This is a genomic window from Aureimonas sp. OT7, from assembly GCF_014844055.1.
In the GTDB taxonomy this organism is placed as follows: domain Bacteria; phylum Pseudomonadota; class Alphaproteobacteria; order Rhizobiales; family Rhizobiaceae; genus Aureimonas; species Aureimonas altamirensis_A.
This window is the reverse complement of the sequence record NZ_CP062167.1, coordinates 1,849,852-1,866,010: the sequence shown is the minus strand read 5'-3', so window position 1 is coordinate 1,866,010 and position 16,159 is coordinate 1,849,852. Positions and strand designations below refer to the sequence as shown.

At 67.0% G+C, this 16,159-nt stretch carries 15 protein-coding genes; 12 read left to right on the top strand and 3 right to left on the bottom strand.

Annotated elements, in window-relative coordinates:
* From hisN to IGS74_RS08970, 10 genes are all read left to right on the top strand, one after another.
* Positions 1-795, top strand: a complete 795-nt coding sequence (gene hisN, locus IGS74_RS09015; protein ID WP_246723095.1) for a histidinol-phosphatase — start codon at positions 1-3, stop codon at positions 793-795.
* A 21-nt stretch (positions 796-816) separates the two neighbouring features.
* Positions 817-2,211, top strand: coding sequence for an ethanolamine ammonia-lyase subunit EutB (locus IGS74_RS09010; RefSeq protein WP_192391129.1), 1,395 nt, complete (start codon positions 817-819; stop codon positions 2,209-2,211).
* Positions 2,208-2,990, top strand: coding sequence for an ethanolamine ammonia-lyase subunit EutC (eutC, locus tag IGS74_RS09005; RefSeq protein ID WP_192391128.1), 783 nt, complete (start codon positions 2,208-2,210; stop codon positions 2,988-2,990). Before IGS74_RS09010 ends, eutC begins: the two co-directional genes overlap by 4 nt.
* Positions 2,991-3,088: 98 nt before the next feature.
* Positions 3,089-3,646, top strand: a complete 558-nt coding sequence (gene msuE / locus IGS74_RS09000; protein WP_192391127.1) for an FMN reductase — start codon at positions 3,089-3,091, stop codon at positions 3,644-3,646.
* Between the two features lie 46 nt (positions 3,647-3,692).
* A complete protein-coding gene (locus IGS74_RS08995) occupies positions 3,693-4,502 on the top strand; it encodes a MetQ/NlpA family ABC transporter substrate-binding protein (protein ID WP_192391126.1) in 810 nt (269 codons plus the stop codon).
* A 137-nt stretch (positions 4,503-4,639) separates the two neighbouring features.
* Complete coding sequence (locus IGS74_RS08990) at positions 4,640-5,662, top strand: ATP-binding cassette domain-containing protein (RefSeq protein WP_246723133.1); 1,023 nt, start codon at positions 4,640-4,642, stop codon at positions 5,660-5,662.
* Positions 5,643-6,296, top strand: coding sequence for a methionine ABC transporter permease (locus IGS74_RS08985; RefSeq protein WP_192391125.1), 654 nt, complete (start codon positions 5,643-5,645; stop codon positions 6,294-6,296). Before IGS74_RS08990 ends, IGS74_RS08985 begins: the two co-directional genes overlap by 20 nt.
* Positions 6,297-6,312: 16 nt before the next feature.
* Positions 6,313-7,524, top strand: a complete 1,212-nt coding sequence (locus IGS74_RS08980; protein WP_192391124.1) for an SfnB family sulfur acquisition oxidoreductase — start codon at positions 6,313-6,315, stop codon at positions 7,522-7,524.
* Positions 7,525-7,526: 2 nt separating this feature from the next.
* Positions 7,527-8,747, top strand: a complete 1,221-nt coding sequence (locus tag IGS74_RS08975) for an SfnB family sulfur acquisition oxidoreductase (protein WP_206688233.1) — start codon at positions 7,527-7,529, stop codon at positions 8,745-8,747.
* Positions 8,748-8,756: 9 nt separating this feature from the next.
* A complete protein-coding gene (locus IGS74_RS08970) occupies positions 8,757-10,109 on the top strand; it encodes an LLM class flavin-dependent oxidoreductase (RefSeq protein ID WP_192391634.1) in 1,353 nt (450 codons plus the stop codon).
* On the opposite strand, the gene IGS74_RS08965 is transcribed toward IGS74_RS08970, so the two are convergent.
* On the bottom strand, positions 10,025-11,455 hold the full coding sequence (locus tag IGS74_RS08965; RefSeq protein WP_192391122.1) for an FAD/NAD(P)-binding protein: 1,431 nt from the start codon (positions 11,453-11,455) through the stop codon (positions 10,025-10,027). The genes IGS74_RS08970 and IGS74_RS08965 overlap by 85 nt on opposite strands.
* A gap of 2 nt (positions 11,456-11,457) precedes the next feature.
* The gene (gene ssuD / locus IGS74_RS08960; RefSeq protein WP_192391121.1) at positions 11,458-12,633 is read right to left on the bottom strand and encodes an FMNH2-dependent alkanesulfonate monooxygenase; all 1,176 of its coding nucleotides are present in this window, start codon (positions 12,631-12,633) and stop codon (positions 11,458-11,460) included.
* A 237-nt stretch (positions 12,634-12,870) separates the two neighbouring features.
* Between ssuD and IGS74_RS20040 the strand changes: the two genes are divergently transcribed.
* Both IGS74_RS20040 and IGS74_RS20035 read left to right on the top strand, forming a co-directional pair.
* Positions 12,871-14,154: an ATP-binding protein gene (locus IGS74_RS20040; RefSeq protein ID WP_206688232.1), complete on the top strand. Its 1,284-nt coding sequence runs from the start codon at positions 12,871-12,873 to the stop codon at positions 14,152-14,154.
* Between the two features lie 2 nt (positions 14,155-14,156).
* Positions 14,157-14,687: a response regulator transcription factor gene (locus IGS74_RS20035; RefSeq protein WP_280940203.1), complete on the top strand. Its 531-nt coding sequence runs from the start codon at positions 14,157-14,159 to the stop codon at positions 14,685-14,687.
* A 21-nt stretch (positions 14,688-14,708) separates the two neighbouring features.
* On the opposite strand, the gene IGS74_RS08950 is transcribed toward IGS74_RS20035, so the two are convergent.
* Positions 14,709-16,076 carry an MFS transporter gene (locus tag IGS74_RS08950; protein WP_192391120.1) on the bottom strand — a complete coding sequence of 456 codons (1,368 nt, stop codon included), beginning with the start codon at positions 16,074-16,076 and terminating at the stop codon, positions 14,709-14,711.
* Between the last annotated feature and the right edge of the window lie 83 nt (positions 16,077-16,159).

The window sequence follows — 16,159 nt, the reverse complement described above, 5'->3', positions numbered from 1 at the left end:
ATGAGCCTGCGTCCGGCCCCCGCCGCCATGCCCCAGGGCACCCTCCTCTCCTTCGCGGAAAGCCTTGCCGATGCGGCGCGGCCCATCGCGCTGTCGCATTTCCGCACGCGCCTCGACGTGGAATCCAAGGCGGACGACAGCCCCGTCACCATCGCCGACCGCGCGATCGAGGCACGCCTGCGCGCCATGATCGAGCAGCGCTACCCGGGCCACGGCATCCTCGGCGAGGAAACAGGCGCAACGCCGGGCGACGGTTCGCTCTGGGTGATCGACCCGATCGACGGCACCAAAAGCTTCGTCACGGGAATCCCCCTGTTCGGGACGCTGCTTGCACATCTGCGCCACGGCGTGCCGATTCTCGGCGTCGTGGATATTCCCGTGCTGGGCGAAAGGTGGACCGCCGAGGCCGAAGGGCCGGCATTGCTGAATGGCGCGCCGGTCCGCGCCAGCGATTGCCGCGCGCTGGCGTCGGCCCGTTTCATGACAACCTCCCCGGAAGGGTTCCATGGCCCGGACGAGGCCGCCTATCGCCGGCTTTCGGCGGCCGTCGGGCTGCGCCGTTTCGGCGGCGACTGCTATGCCTACGCGCTCCTGGCGTGCGGCCATTGCGACCTGATAGCCGAATGCGGATTGCAGCCCTATGATTACCTTGCGCTCGTGCCCGTCATCGAAGGCGCGGGCGGCGTGGTGACGGATTGGAACGGCGCTCCGCTGGGGCTGGATTCGGACGGACGCGTCCTTGCGGCGGCGACGCCCGAACTGCACGACGCGGCGATGGCCTTGCTGCGGGGCTGACGGTCGCGGAAAGGGAGACGCATGGGTTACGCCACGACGATCGAGGGAACGCGTTTCGCCTTCGCCGACCTGCGCGACCTGTTGGCCAAGGCTACGCCGGAACGGTCCGGCGACCAGCTTGCCGGGCTTGCCGCGCAAGGCCCGGTGGAACGCCTTGCCGCGCAGATGTGCCTTGCCGACCTGCCGCTCGACGCGTTTCTGCGGGAGGCCCTGATCGACGATGACGAGGTCTCCGACCTCATAGCCCGGCAGCACGATCCGGCGGCCTTCGCCCCCGTCGCCGGCCTGACGGTGGGCGAGTTTCGCGAGTGGCTGCTGTCCCCCGCCGCCGATGCCGATGCGCTGGAAAGACTGACATGGGGCCTGACACCGGAAATGGTCGCGGCCGTGTCGAAGCTCTGCCGCCTGCAGGACCTTGTCGCCATCGCCGCCAAGCGCCGCGTCGTCACGCGGTTCCGCAGCACGATCGGCCTGCCGGGACGGCTGTCCACCCGCAACCAGCCGAACCATCCGCGCGACGCGTCCGATGGCATCCTGGTCTCGGCGCTCGACGGCCTTTTGATGGGGTCAGGCGATGCGGTGATCGGCGTCAACCCGGCCACCGATACGCTGGAAGACTACATCCGCATCGTCGAGCTTCTGGAAGCGCTGCGGCTGCGCCTGGCCATTCCGACGCAGAGCTGCTGCCTGGGCCACGTCACCGTCGCCATCGAGGCCATGGCGCGCGGCGCCCCCGTCGATCTCGTCTTCCAGTCCATCGCGGGATCGCAGAAGGCCAATGCCGGCTTCGGCATCGATCTCGCCATCCTGCGGGAAGCCTTCGACGCCGGGCGGACGCTAGGACGCTGCCCTGCCGACGGACAGTTCATGTATTTCGAAACGGGCCAGGGCGCCGCCCTGTCGGCCGACGCCAATTTCGGTATCGACCAGCAGACGATGGAAGCGCGCGCCTATGCGGTCGCGCGCGAATTCTCTCCGCTGCTCGTCAACACGGTCGTCGGGTTCATCGGTCCGGAATATCTTTACAATGGCAAGCAGATCGTGCGCGCCGGGCTCGAAGACCATTTCTGCGGCAAGCTGCTCGGCCTGCCGATGGGTGTCGATGTCTGCTACACCAACCATGCCGATGCCGATGGCGAGGATATGGACGTTCTCCTGACCATGCTGTGCGCCGCCAACGTGCATTTCGTGATCACCGTGCCGGGCGCCGACGACATCATGCTGAACTATCAGTCGCTGTCCCACCATGACGCCGTCTTCGCGCGGGAATGCCTTCACCGCCGCCCTGCCCCGGAATTCGAGGCCTGGCTGCACGAGACCGGCATCGTCGATCGGCACGGCCGGCTGGCCGCCGACCCCGCCCTGATACCGCCGGCGCTGCGCGATGCCACGCGTATGATCGGCCTTGCCGCATGACCATCGAGCCTGAAGACCCGCAAGCCGTTGCGCCGACGCGGCTGGACGAACTGCGCGACCGGACCGAGGCACGCATCTCGCTTGGCGCTGCCGGCTCCGGCATCCCCACACGCGCGGCGCTGCGCTTCAACCTCGACCATGCCCGCGCGCGCGAAGCCGTGTGGACCGGCATGGACGCGGCAGCCCTGCGCACCGCACTGGGGCCGGCCGGCGACAGTGCGATCGAAGTGCACTCGGCGGCGTCCGACCGGGCCGAGTATTTGAGACGGCCCGACCTTGGACGCACCTTGTCGGCGGACAGCCGCGCGGCCCTGCGTGCGGCGGCTGGCAAAGGCGGCTTCGACATTGCCCTCGTCGTCGCGGACGGGCTCTCGGCCACCGCCGTCGCGCTCAACGCCGCGCCCCTGGCCAGGGTGCTGGGCGACAAGGCAGCCGCCGCCGGCTGGACGGTGGCGCCCCTGGTGATCGCCCATCAGGCGCGCGTTGCGCTGGGCGACTGGATCTGCGCCGAACTCGATGCGCGCTCTGTCGTCGTTCTGGTGGGAGAGCGGCCCGGCCTGTCCGCGGCCGACAGCCTTGGCGCCTACGTTACCTTCGATGCCCGGCCCGGCACGCCGGACTCCGCCCGCAACTGCGTCTCCAACATACGCAGCGGCGGATTGCCCGTGGATGCCGCGGCGGCGCAGATCGTCGGGCTTATCGCCCTGATGATGGCCCAGAAGATCAGCGGCGTTAAGCTCAAGCGCCAGGACCTTCTGTCCGAGGGCGGACCGGGGTAACGCTTTTCCCTTTAATCCATAAAATCGATAGATTTTTCTTTTCCTTGGGTTTCGCGGCCGCCTAGCCTGTCTTCATGAACGAGGACGAAGAGGGCGACATGACGAAACCAAGGCTCGTGGCATTTGCCGGCTCCTACAACCGGCCATCCCGGACGGTTTCGCTTCTGGAGGAGATCGCGGGTCGGGCGTCGTCCGCTTATGCCTTTTCGAGCACCGTCCACGACCTCGGCGATGTCGGCCCCTCTCTCGGGGCGGCGCAGTGGCCTTCGCAACTCGACGCGCAGGCCGCCGACATCGTTGCGCAGGTAACGCAGGCCGATCTGCTCCTGATCGGATCGCCGACCTTCAAGGGCTCCTACCCCGGCCTCTTCAAGCACTTCATAGACCTGATCGAGCCGGAGGCGCTCCGCGGAAAACCGGTGCTGATAGCGGCAACCGGCGGCGGCGACCGGCATGCCCTCATGGTCGAGCATCAGCTGCGGCCGCTGTTCGGCTTCTTCATGGCGCATACCCTGCCGACGGCCGTCTACGCCTCCACCTCCGACTTCCTGGATTACCGCGTATCCGCCCCGGCCCTGTCGGCTCGGATCGACGAAGCGGTCGCCGATATCGGAGCCTTCTTTCCCCGTCTGGCGACGGCAATCGCCGCCGAATGACCGGCCGACCGTCGCCCCCACCCACGAAGCAGGAAAGCCAACCGCGATGAACTACCGCTCCCTCTGGACAATCCTTGCAGTCGGAATGTCCATTCTACCGCTCGAGCCGGCCCTGGCGGCGGATCTTCGCATCGGCGTCGTGCCCGGCGCCTACGGAGACAGCGTCGCCAAGGCGGCCGAGATCGCGCGGGGCGAAAACATCGAGGTGGAGGTGATCGAATTCACCGATTGGACGACGCCCAACGTCGCGCTGCAATCGGGCGACATCGATGTCAACTACTTCCAGCACAAGCCCTTTCTGGATAACGCCATCGAGGAGCGCGGCTACGACTTTGCCATCGCCGGTGTCGGTGCACTGTCCAACATCGGTCTCTATTCCCTGCGTCACAAGAGCTTCGACGAGATCCCGGATGGCGGAACCGTCGCGATCCCCAATGACCCGGTCAATCAGGGTCGCGGCCTGCTGCTGCTTGAGCGCGCCGGGCTGATCAAGCTGAAAGAGGGTGTCGGCTTCCTCGGCAGCCTCGACGACATCGTCGATAATCCGCGCAACCTGACCTTCAACGAGGTGGAAGGACCGCAGCTCGTCCGGGTGACGCCCGACGTCGACCTGTCGGTCGGCTACCCGCATTTCATCGTCGCGTCGGGCACGTTCGATCCGTCGGCAGGGCTGATCTATTCCGGCATCGAGGATCGCCAGTTCGCCATCCGCTTCGTGACGCGCAGCGAGGACGTGGAGCGCGCCGATATCAAGCGCTTCATCGAGATCTACCAGTCATCGCCCGAGGTGGCGGAGGTGATCGACACCGCCTTTGCCAAGGATCCGCAGCTCTACGTCCTGGCCTGGAAGAATTGAGGGAGCGGCGCTTGACCATCCTGTTCGAGCCGCTGCAGCGGCATACGCTCGAAACGCTACCCCAACGCAAGCCGCCGGTCGTCCGCCCGGCGGCGGCAGGCCTGTCTGCAGACCCGGCGGCACGCGCCGCCGGCTCCGTGACACTGGCGGGTGTCGGCAAAACCTATGCGTCCAGGACCGGCAACGTCGCCGCACTCGCCGATATCGACCTGACGGTGCATCCCGGCTCGATCTGCGGCATCATCGGCCGCAGCGGGGCCGGGAAATCCAGCCTGATCCGCCTGATCAACCGGCTGGAGACGCCCAGCAGCGGGCGCGTTCTGGTCAACGGTGCGGATATTTCCGGGCTCGATACCGAGGGGCTGGTGGCGCTGCGTCGGCGGATCGGCATGATCTTCCAGCATTTCAACCTTCTGTCCGCCAAGACGGTATGGGACAATGTCGCCCTGCCCCTTTCCGTCGCCGGCGTGCCGAAGGCGGACATCGGCCCGCGCGTCACGCGGGCGCTCGACCTCGTCGGCCTGTCCGAAAAGCACCGTGTCTACCCATCGCGCCTATCCGGCGGGCAGAAGCAGCGCGTCGGCATTGCCCGCGCCATCGTCTCCGATCCGGAAATCCTGTTGTGCGACGAGGCGACCTCCGCCCTCGATCCGGAAACGACCCTGTCGATCCTGTCGCTGCTGAAGGACATCAACCGCCGCCTGGGCCTGACGATCATCCTGATCACGCACGAGATGAGCGTCATCCGCGAAATCTGCGACGACGTCGTGGTGCTGGAAAAGGGGCGTATCGTCGAAAGCGGACCTGTCTGGCAGGTTTTCGGCGACCCGCGGGCCGATGCAACGCGCGCTTTGTTGCAGCCGCTGACGCGTGACCTGCCCGAGGACATCGCCGCCCGCCTGCATGAGACGCGCGACGACCCGAGCGACCGCGCGCTCATCGCGGTGCAGTACACCGGCGCCGACGATACGCCCGACCTGTCCGCCATCGCCGCAGCCCTGAAGGCCCCGGTCACCCTTCTGCACGCGGCACTGGAGCGGACGCAGGGTCATACCCATGGCCGGCTGCTGCTGGCCGTTTCCGGCGAGCCGGCACCGGAAACCCTTGCCCGCCTGTCTCCAACCACAAAGGTGATCGGCTATGTCCGCGACGATGCTTGAACGCCTCTGGAACGCTTTCCTGGATACCAGCCTCATGGTGGGCGTGTCGGCCGGGGTGGCCGTCCTGTTCGGTATTCCGCTGGCCGTCCTGCTGGTGGCGACGGCGCCGGGCGGCATCCGCCCCGCGCCGCGCCTCAACGCGGTCCTTGGCGCCATCGTGAACGGGTTCCGGGCAACACCCTTCATCGTGCTGCTGGTTGCCCTCATTCCGTTGACCCGGCTTCTCGCCGGCACCACCATCGGGGTCTGGGCCGCCATCGTGCCATTGTCGATCAGCGCGACACCGTTCTTCGCACGCATCGCGGAAGTCAGCATCCGGGGCGTCGATCGCGGCCTGATCGAGGCGGCCGAGGCCATGGGCTGCCGACGCCGGCACATCGTGCGTCATGTGCTGCTGCCGGAGGCGCTTCCCGGCATCGTGGGCGGCTTCACCATTACGGTCGTCACGATGATCGGCGCATCCGCCATGGCGGGCGCGGTGGGCGCCGGCGGCCTCGGCGACATGGCGATCCGCTACGGATACCAGCGTTTCGATACCACGGTGATGCTGGCCGTCATCGCCGTGCTGATCGCCATGGTGATGAGCGTGCAGTTCATCGGCGACCGCGCCGTACGCGCCCTGTCCGACCGTTGAGCCGAAGGAGACCCTCATGACGCAACCTCGCCCGGAGGCTCCGGTGCGCCCGCAGCGCATCGAAAGCCATTTGGACGCCATCGAGGCGGCCCGCCGGCTTGCGGCGAGCTTTTCCGAAGGTGCTATCGAGCGCGACCGCGACCGGCGGCTCCCCTTCGATGAGATCGCCGCCTATACGGCCAGTGGCCTTGGCACCCTGACGGTGCCACGCGCGCATGGCGGGCCGGAACTCGGCCTCAGGACGCTGGTGGACGTGTTCGAGATCATCTCCGCGGCGGATGCCTCGCTGGGGCAGATCCCGCAAAACCAGTTCGGCGTCGTCGCGCTGCTGCGCGATTTCGGCACCCCGGAGCAGCAGAGGCGCTTCTTCGCCGATATCCTGGCCGGCCACCGCATCGGCAATGCCGGGCCGGAAAAAGGCCGCCGCGCCGTGACGCACAACAAGACGCAGTTGCGCCGGCTGGACGGAAAGCTGGTGCTGACCGGCGAACGCTTCTACTCCACCGGCGCCATCTTCGCCCATTGGATTCCCACCCGCGCCGCCGACGAGGAGGGCCGCCCCGTGCAGGTGTGGGTACGCCACGACGCGCCCGGTGTGCGGGTGGAAGACGACTGGCGTTCCTTCGGCCAGCGCACCACCGCAAGCGGCACCGTGGTTTTCGACCATGTCGCGGTCGAGCCGGCCGACATCATCCCCGTCTGGAAATTCGCCGACCGTCCCGGGCTTGCCGGTCCGATCTCGCAACTGATCCAGGCCGCCATCGACAGCGGCATCGCCAAAGCCGCGCTGGACGATGCGGCCGCCTTCGTCCGTACGCGGGCAAGGCCGTGGATGGATTCCGGACTGGAAAGCGCACAGGACGATCCCACCATCATCCACAGCTTCGGGGCCCTCATTGCCGATCATCACGCCGCCCAGGCCGTGCTGTACGAGGCGGCCGCGACGCTCGACGCCATCGGCTCCCGCCCCGTGACGGCGGAAAGCAGCGCGGCGGCATCCGTGGCGGTGGCGGAAGCCAAGATCCTGACCACGCAAAGCGCCCTCGCCGCCGCCGAAACCCTGTTCGACCTTGCGGGTGCAGCCTCGACCCGGGCCGGCCATGCGCTGGACAGACACTGGCGCAATGCCCGGGTGCATACGCTGCACGATCCGGTCCGCTGGAAATACCATCTGATCGGCAATCATCAATTGAACGGCGCGTTGCCGGCGCGCCACCAATGGAATTGACCATGTCGCTGGCGCATGAACAGACCTCCGCCACGCGGGCCGCGGCCATCATCGCAACCGACGCGGAAGCCATCGCGGTAGCGACGCGGCTTTCCGAAGAGTTCGCCGCCGGCGCGGTGGAGCGCGACAGGGACAGGCGCCTGCCGTGGCAGGAGCTGGACCGGATGAGCGCGGCCGGCCTTTTCGGCATCACGGTACCGCGCATCTACGGCGGGGCGGCCGTTTCGCCGGCAACGCTTGCCCGCGTCATCGCCATCCTGTCGCGCGGCGACGGCTCCATCGGGCAGATACCGCAAAACCACTTCTACGCGCTGGAGGTGCTGCGTGTCGGCGGTACGCCGCAGCAGCAGGAAAACCTCTATGCCAAGGCGCTGGCCGGGCACCGCTTCGGCAACGCGCTGGCCGAGATCGGCCGGCGCGATTTCAAGCGCACCACGCGCCTGCGGCGCGAGGCCGGACGCGCAATCGTATCGGGCCGCAAATTCTACTGCACCGGGGCGCTCTACGCCCAGACCATCCCCACGCTTGCCGTCGCACAGGAGGACGGACGCGACGTATCCTACCTGGTCTTCGTTCCGCGCAGCGCAAAGGGCGTCGATATCGTCGACGACTGGGATGGGTTCGGGCAGCGGGTCACCGGCAGCGGCACGGTCACCTTCGACGAGGTCAGTGTGGACGAAGCGGTGGTCGTGCCCTTCCAGGCGTCGTTCGAGCGGCCGACGACCATCGGCCCCTTCGCGCAGCTGATGCACGCCGCCATAGACCTCGGCATCGGCGAAGCCGCCTACCGCGACATGCTGGACTTCATACGCAACCGGGCCCGCCCGTGGCTGGACGCAAAGGTGGAGACGGCGGCCGAAGACCCGCTGACGATCCACCGGGTCGGTGCGGTGCGCGTGGGGTTGAGGGCGGCGGAAGCGATGCTGGCGCGTGCCGGGCGCATCGTGGCCGAGGCGCAGGCTGCCCCGGACGACGAGAGCGTCGCGCGCGCATCCATCGCGGTGGCCGAAGCGCGCATCCATTCGACCCGCGCCGGGCTGGACGCGGCCAACCGGCTGCTGGAGCTGGGCGGAACCTCCGCCAGCATGGAGGCCGACGGCCTCGACCGCCACTGGCGAAACGTCCGCACCCATACGCTGCACGACCCCGTCCGCTGGAAGTACCAGGCCGTCGGCCAATTCCACCTCAACAACCGGCGTCCACCCCGCCACGGCGCGATCTGAAAGGCCATGATGCCCGGCACCAAGGAAATCAGGCTCAACGCCTTCTCGATGAACTGCGTTGGCCATATCAACCATGGGCTCTGGACGCATCCGCGCGACCGGTCCACCGACTACACCTCGCTGCAATACTGGACGAACCTGGCGCAGACGCTGGAGCGCGGCCTGTTCGACGGCATTTTCCTGGCCGACATCGTCGGCGTCTATGACGTGTATGGCGGCAATATCGACGTGACGTCGCGGGAATCGATCCAGCTCCCCGTCAACGACCCGCTCCTGCTGGTTCCGGCTATGGCGGCGGTAACCCGAAACCTCGGTTTCGGCGTCACGGCCAACGTCAATGTCGAGCATCCCTATACGTTCGCGCGCCGCCTTTCCACGCTGGACCACCTGACGGATGGCCGCATCGGCTGGAACATCGTGACTGGCTATCTCGACAGTGCGGCGCGCGCCGTCGGGCAGGATGCGCAGGCCGAGCACGACAGCCGTTACGACCGGGCCGAAGACTATCTGGCGCTGGCCCGCAAGCTGTGGGAGACCAGTTGGGAAGACGACGCCGTCCGCCGCGATCGCACCGGCCGCGTCTATGCCGATCCGGCAAAGCTGCATCGCGTACATCATGACGGGCCGTTCTATCGGTCGCAGGGATACCATTTGTCCGAGCCCTCTCCGCAGCGCACCCCGGTCATCTACCAGGCGGGTTCCTCGGGGCGCGGCCTTCGCTTCGCGGCCGCCGAGGCGGAATGCGTTTTCATCGCCGCGTCCGACAAGGCTCGGGCGCGATCCCTGTCGCGACAGCTTCGCGCCGCCGTTGCGGACGCGGGCCGGCATCCCGACGATGTGAAGATATTCGTGGGCATCAGTGTCATTGCGGACGAAACGGAGGCGCTCGCCCGCGAACGGCACGCGGACTACCTTGCCTATGCCAGCCCAGAGGCGGGACTGGCGCATTTCTCGGCCAGCACCGGCATCGACTTTTCCAGGTTCGGCCTCGACGAACCCATTGCCTATGGCGGCTCGAACGCCATCCAATCGGCCACCAGCCTTGCCCGCGACAGGCAACTGACCAAGAGCCAGCTTTTGTCCGAGCTGGCGCTCGGCGGCCGCTACGCGACCATCGTTGGCGATGGCGGACAGGTGGCCGACGAGTTGGCCAGGTGGATCGACGAAGGCGAGATCGACGGCTTCAACCTGACCAGGACCGTCGTCCCCGAAAGCTTCGAGACCTTCGTTCGCCATGTGGTGCCGCAGATGCAGGAGCGTGGGCGCTACAAGACCGCCTATACGCCCGGCACGCTGCGCAACAAACTGTTCGGCAAGGGCGACAGGCGGTCTGCCGCGCTGTCCGCCACCGCCTTCGCATAGCGCGACACTTCGGGAAGCCCCATCAGTTCGCCGAAGGTTCCGCGCGCCAGCGGACCGCCGACCAGAAGGTCCGGCTGGCCGCGTCCGTCGGCCGCGATGGCCCGTCCTGCGCGATCGGTCTCGATACCGAGGCCCGTCGGATCCCGCCGCAGCAGTCCCGCCGCCGCCATACGGGCCGGCAGCCCTTCGCCGGACAGGATATCGCCATGCGATGGACCGGTCGTGTTGATAACGGCATCGAAACGACCTGTCCGTACCTGGCCTTCGCCGCGCTGGCGGTAGCGCACCTCGAGCCTTCCGTCTCGCTCGGTGCTGGCAACCAGGCGCGCGGCGACATGGCGGAACGTCCCGGCCCGCTCGCGCCGGTCCAGCACCGCCTCTATTTGCGGCGCCACGCGAAAGCGATGCACATCCCAGTAGGAGCGCAGCCGACGCACCAGCCGGATACGCTCGGCCGGCGCCAGCGCGGTCCACAGCTCCGACCCGCTGTCGCGGATATGATCCATCACCCATTGCCAAGGCGCGCCGGCCTGGGCCGCACGGGAAATCTCCTGCCGGATCGCCCCGACCAGCGGCCGCGCACCCTGTGCCGCCGCGTCATGGAAATCGGTCGTCCACGCACCGGTCTGGACGCAGTGCCCCCGGGAGCGCAGCCCATTGCGCGACAGGCACAGGATTTCTCCGCGATGGCCGCGCCCATCGAGGGTCGCCACCATGTCGGCGGCCGTCAAACCCGATCCGACGATTAGGATTCGTGCCTCGCTTCCGATGGCATCGAGCGCGCCGACCGCATAGGGATCAGCAACATAGGACGGCGAACCGGCAATGGTCGCCAGTTGCGCGGGCGTACCGGGGCGCGGGTGCGTCGCGGCCAGGATCAGCAGTTCCCCCTTGGCCGACGATCCATCCGACAAAGTAACGTCCCAGCCGTCGCAATCGCGGCCTGCCTGCACCGCCCATTGCCGCAAGTGCCGGACACGCCCATCCGCCACGAAGGGGGCGAGCTGTTCCGCCACGTAGCGCCCGAAAAGGCCGCGCTGCGGAAAGAGCGCGCCGGTTGCCGGCCAGAATGCGGCCGGGTCGTCCCGGCAGGCGGCGCCGGCATCCAGCCAGGCCTGGAAATGGCCGGGCTCGTCCGGCAGCAGGCTCATCCGCGCGGCCGGCACGTTGATGCGGTGGGCAGGATCGGTGGCCGAGTAGGCCAGCCCGCAACCCAGCCGGGCCCTTGGCTCGACGATCCGGATCGGAAGCCCTGCCAGATGGGACATGCGGCACAAATGATAGGCGATGGCGGCTCCGCTGAAACCGCCGCCGACGATGATGACACCGCGATGGCCGCCGCCCACGGTCAGGAGGCGCTCGCGCTGCGGGCGGCCGGGCGTTCGGAGCCGGCGATGGTCTCGCCGAAGGGCCCGGTGTTCACCGACCGGTCCCGCCCCGGTATGGCGTGGTCGAGAGGCAGCCTGGGCAAGACCAGTTCTCCGAACGTGTAGGCTTCTTCCAGATGAGGGTAGCCGGACATGATGAACGTGTCGATCCCGAGCCGCCGGTAGGCGTCGATGCGCTCGGCCACCGTATCGGGATCGCCGACCAGCGCCGTGCCCGCGCCGCCGCGCACCAGGCCGACCCCCGCCCAGAGATTGGGGCTCACCTCCAGCCGCGCGCGGTCGCCCTTGTGCAGGGCGCTCATGCGGCTCTGCCCGACCGAGTCCATCCGCGCGAAGATCTGCTGTGCCGAGGCGATGGTGGCGTCATCCAGCCGGCTGATCAGCTCATTGGCGGCGGCCCAGGCCTTTTGCGTCGTATCGCGCACGATGACGTGCAGCCGGATGCCGAACGTCACCTCACGGCCCGCCTTCGCCGCCGCTTCGCGGACGGTGTCCAGCTTGCGCTCCACCGCCTCCGGCGGCTCGCCCCAGGTCAGGTATTTATCGATCGTGCGGGAGGCCACGTCGATACCCGCGTCGGACGAGCCGCCGAAGTAGAGTGGAGGATGCGGCGTCTGGTGCGGCGGAAACAGCAACCGCCCATCCGCGATACGGAAATGCTTGCCCTGATGCTCGACGGTCTCGCCGGCCAGCACCGCCTTGTAGATCTGCAGGAACTCCTCGGTGATCTCGTAGCGCTCGGCATGCGACTGGAAGATGCCGTCACCACCATTCTCGACAGGATCGCCGCCGGTGACCACGTTGATCAACAATCGCCCGCCGGAAAACCGGTCCAGCGTCGCCGTCATGCGGGCAGCCAGGGTGGGCGATTGCAGGCCCGGCCGGACGGCCACCAGAAACCGAAGGCGCTCGGTCAGGGGCACCAGGGCCGACGCCGTCACCCAGCTATCCTCGCAGGAGCGGCCGGTCGGCAGCAGCACGCCGTAGTAGCCAAGCTGGTCCGCAGCGCGCGCGACCTGCGAGAGATACGGAAGGTCAACCGCCCGCCCGCCCTCGGATGTGCCGAGGTAGCGGCTGTCGCCATGCGTCGGCAAGAACCATAGAACCTTGATGCGCTCGGGCTCGGCAGTCGACATAAGCTCATTTCCGAATATTGGACGATGCCGCAAGCCTAATGGCCGGGACCGGGAGCCGGCGAGGCAAGAATTACCGTTATCGTACACAAAAATAATAGACTATTTCTCGTCAGCGCGTCGCTGTGCCCGCCGGTCGCGCCTGACCTCTTGTCGCGTTTCCCGGCGGCCTCGATTTTTGACAAGCGGCGGCAATTGCGCCATGCCCTGGCCGCCGGCAGATATCAGAGGTGCGATGCCATGCGGCCCCAAAGTTCCGCGACGGAGGTCGCCAACCGCAGCAATCTCCTGCTGCTGATCCAGTTGCGATGGATCGCCGTCGTCGGCCAGGTGTTCACCATCCTCTTCGTCCATTTCCGGCTCGGCATCGGCCTGCCCATGCGGGAGATGGCCTCGGTGCTGGCGCTTCTGGCGGCGGTGAACATCGCCAGCTTCCTGCGCTACCAGCGCAGCCCCGCCGTATCCAACCGCGAACTGTTCGCCCAATTGCTGCTCGACGTGACGGCGCTCAGCGCCCAGCTCTATCTCAGCGGCGGGGCGCTCAATCCGTTCATCTCCCTGTTCCTGCTACAGGTCATCATCGGCGCGGTGCTTCTGGCCGGGTCATACGCCTGGGCGCTCGTGGTGGTCGCCACCGGGTGCTTCGTCGCGCTTTCGATATTCTACCGGCCGATCGAGATTCCCCACGATGGCGAACTCGCCATCGCAAGCCTGCACGTGCAGGGGCTGTTCATCTGCTTCCTGCTGGTCGCCGTTCTCCTGACCTATCTGATCATCCGCATCAACGGCAACCTCGCGGCCCGCGATGCCCGCGTCGCGGAGCTGAGGCGGCAGGCGGTGGAAGAGGACCATATCGTGCGGATCGGACTGCTGGCCTCCGGTGCCGCCCACGAGCTCGGCACCCCGCTGGCGACGCTGTCGGTCATCATGAACGACTGGCGCCGGGCCGACGGTTTTTCCTCCGACCCGGGGCTGCTGGAAGAGCTGGAAGAGGCGGAGGCCCAGCTGGACAGGTGCAAGACCATCGTATCCAGCATCCTGACCTCGGCTGGACAGACGCGCGGCGAAGGCACCGTGCGGACTACCGTGCGGACCTTCTTCGACGATCTGATCGCCGACTGGAGCCGCGTGGGGACGGCAAGACGGCTCACCTATTTCAACGACTTCGCCCCGGACCAGCCGATGGTTGCCGACCTTGCGTTGCGCCAGGTGGCCTTCAACCTGCTCGACAACGCGCTCGAAGCGTCGCGCCGCGCCATAACGGTCACCCTGTCACGAGACGGGGACGATGTGCTGGCAACCGTTTCGGACGATGGGCCCGGCTTCTCGCCCGAGGTTTTGGAATCGCTCGGCCGTCCCTATGTTTCCACCAAGGGACGGCCCGGCGCCGGCCTCGGGCTGTTCCTCGTCAGCAATGTCGTGCGCAAGCTGGGCGGAACGCTCGAAGCACGCAACGCAGGCGATGGCGGCGGTACGACCGTGGTGCTGCGCCTGCCGTCGGCATCCATCGGGAAAGGGCAGTAGACGTGTCCAAGGGCTCATTACTCATCGTCGAGGATGACATGGCGCTGGCAAAGGCGCTCAAACGCTCTTTCGAGCGGCGGGAATACCAGGTGGCGCATGTTGCCGATTATGATGCCATGGAGCAGTTTCTGGCCGGGGCATCGCCCGATTTCGCGGTCGTCGACCTGAAGCTCGTCGGCCGGTCCGGCCTCGATTGCGTCAAGCGCCTGCATGCGCACGACCCCGATATGCGCATCGTGGTCCTGACGGGTTTTGCCAGCATCGCCACCGCCGTCGAGGCGGTGAAGCTCGGCGCGAGCCATTACCTGCCGAAGCCCGCGAATACCGACGACATCGAGCTCGCCTTCGACCGCGACGAGGGCGATGCCAGCATTGCCGTGGACGGACGCCCGACATCGTTGAAAAACCTGGAATGGGAGCGCATCCACCAGACCCTGGTGGAAGCCGATTTCAACATCTCGGAAACGGCGCGGCGCCTTGGCATGCATCGCCGCACGCTGGCGCGCAAACTGGAAAAGCGGCAGGTCCGCTGACCTGCCGCCCGGCATGTCCGGTCAGGCGCCGTCGGGCGAAGGCCCGGACATTTCGTTGGCGCGGCGGTTGCGGTTGAACCACAGGGCTGCAAGCGTACAGATCGCGCCGGACATCAGATACAGGCCAATGGCGCCGACGCCGAACCGTGACGTCAGAAGCAGCGCGACGAGCGGCGCAAAACCGGCGCCGATCAGCCATGACAGGTCGGATGTGATGGCCGAACCCGTGTAGCGGTCGTAGTTGTTGAAGTTGGATGCGACCGCACCGGCAGCCTGCCCGTGCGACAGGCCCTGCAAGGCGAAGCCGATCAGGATAAAGGCCGTCTGGCCGGGATAGCCGGCTGCGAACAGGAATGGCGTTGCCACGCTGAAGACCGCGATGGCCGCGGCGCAATAGCCGAGATGCTTGCGGCGGCCGACGCGGTCGGCGATCGATCCGGACGCCATCACACAGACGAGGGCGATGGCCGCGCCGGCAAGCTGCGTCAGGAGGAACTCACCGATGGATCGGTTGGAATAGAGCTCGATGTAGGAGATCGGGAAGATCGTCACGAGGTGGAAAAGCGCGAAGCTGGCCAATGGCACGAAGGCGCCGACGATGACTTCCGTTCCCCGGCTCTCCACCAGCTTGGATACGCGCGTGGGCGCAAGGTGCGTGCTCTCGTAGAGTTCCTCGTATTCGGGCGTCGCGATCAGGCGCAGCTTGGCGAACAGCGCCACCACATTGATGGTGAAGGCGACGAAGAACGGATAGCGCCATCCCCACCCCAGGAAATCGCCCTCCGACAGGTTGAGATAGAAAAAGGCGAACAGGCCGCTGGCGACGATGAAGCCGATGGGCGCGCCGAGCTGCGGCATCATCGCGTACCAGGCGCGATGGCGCTCCGGTGCGTTGAGCGCGAGAAGGGACGCAAGCCCGTCATAGGCGCCGCCGAGCGCAAAGCCCTGCCCCAGCCGGAACAGGATCAGCGCGGCGATCGCGTATTCGCCGATCGTCTCGTAGCCCGGCAGGAACGCGATGGCGGCGGTGGAGCCGCCGAGAAGGAACAGCGCGATGGTCAGCTTGGTGCTGCGCCCATGCTCGCGGTCGATCGCCATGAACAGAATGGAGCCGATCGGACGGGCGATGAAGGCAAGGCTGAACACGGCGAAGGAGTAGACCGTGCCCACCACCGGATCGGCGAAGGGGAACACGATGGCCGGAAACACGAGCACGCAGGCGATGCCGAAGACGAAGAAGTCGAACGCCTCGGACGAGCGGCCGATGATGACGGCGAGCGCCATTTCGCCGGGTGAGACGCGCGACCCGTGGTCCTTGCCCCCGGAAGCCTGCCGCGCATGACGTTCCGTCTGCGTCGATGAACCCGTCTGCGCGGTAGTCGAGCTCATGCACGAGCCTCCTTCAGATATGTCGGAATAGACGCTGGGCTGTATCGGTTCCGCATACAGCCTATAATGCTTTCCATCACTGC

Coding starts and splice junctions, on each gene's coding strand:
- hisN (WP_246723095.1), top strand. CDS start 1: ATGAGCCTGCGTCCGGCCCCCGCCGCCATGCCCCAGGGCACCCTCCTC.
- IGS74_RS09010 (WP_192391129.1), top strand. CDS start 817: ATGGGTTACGCCACGACGATCGAGGGAACGCGTTTCGCCTTCGCCGAC.
- eutC (WP_192391128.1), top strand. CDS start 2,208: ATGACCATCGAGCCTGAAGACCCGCAAGCCGTTGCGCCGACGCGGCTG.
- msuE (WP_192391127.1), top strand. CDS start 3,089: ATGACGAAACCAAGGCTCGTGGCATTTGCCGGCTCCTACAACCGGCCA.
- IGS74_RS08995 (WP_192391126.1), top strand. CDS start 3,693: ATGAACTACCGCTCCCTCTGGACAATCCTTGCAGTCGGAATGTCCATT.
- IGS74_RS08985 (WP_192391125.1), top strand. CDS start 5,643: ATGTCCGCGACGATGCTTGAACGCCTCTGGAACGCTTTCCTGGATACC.
- IGS74_RS08980 (WP_192391124.1), top strand. CDS start 6,313: ATGACGCAACCTCGCCCGGAGGCTCCGGTGCGCCCGCAGCGCATCGAA.
- IGS74_RS08975 (WP_206688233.1), top strand. CDS start 7,527: ATGTCGCTGGCGCATGAACAGACCTCCGCCACGCGGGCCGCGGCCATC.
- IGS74_RS08970 (WP_192391634.1), top strand. CDS start 8,757: ATGCCCGGCACCAAGGAAATCAGGCTCAACGCCTTCTCGATGAACTGC.
- ssuD (WP_192391121.1), bottom strand. CDS start 12,633: ATGTCGACTGCCGAGCCCGAGCGCATCAAGGTTCTATGGTTCTTGCCG.
- IGS74_RS20040 (WP_206688232.1), top strand. CDS start 12,871: ATGCGGCCCCAAAGTTCCGCGACGGAGGTCGCCAACCGCAGCAATCTC.
- IGS74_RS08950 (WP_192391120.1), bottom strand. CDS start 16,076: ATGAGCTCGACTACCGCGCAGACGGGTTCATCGACGCAGACGGAACGT.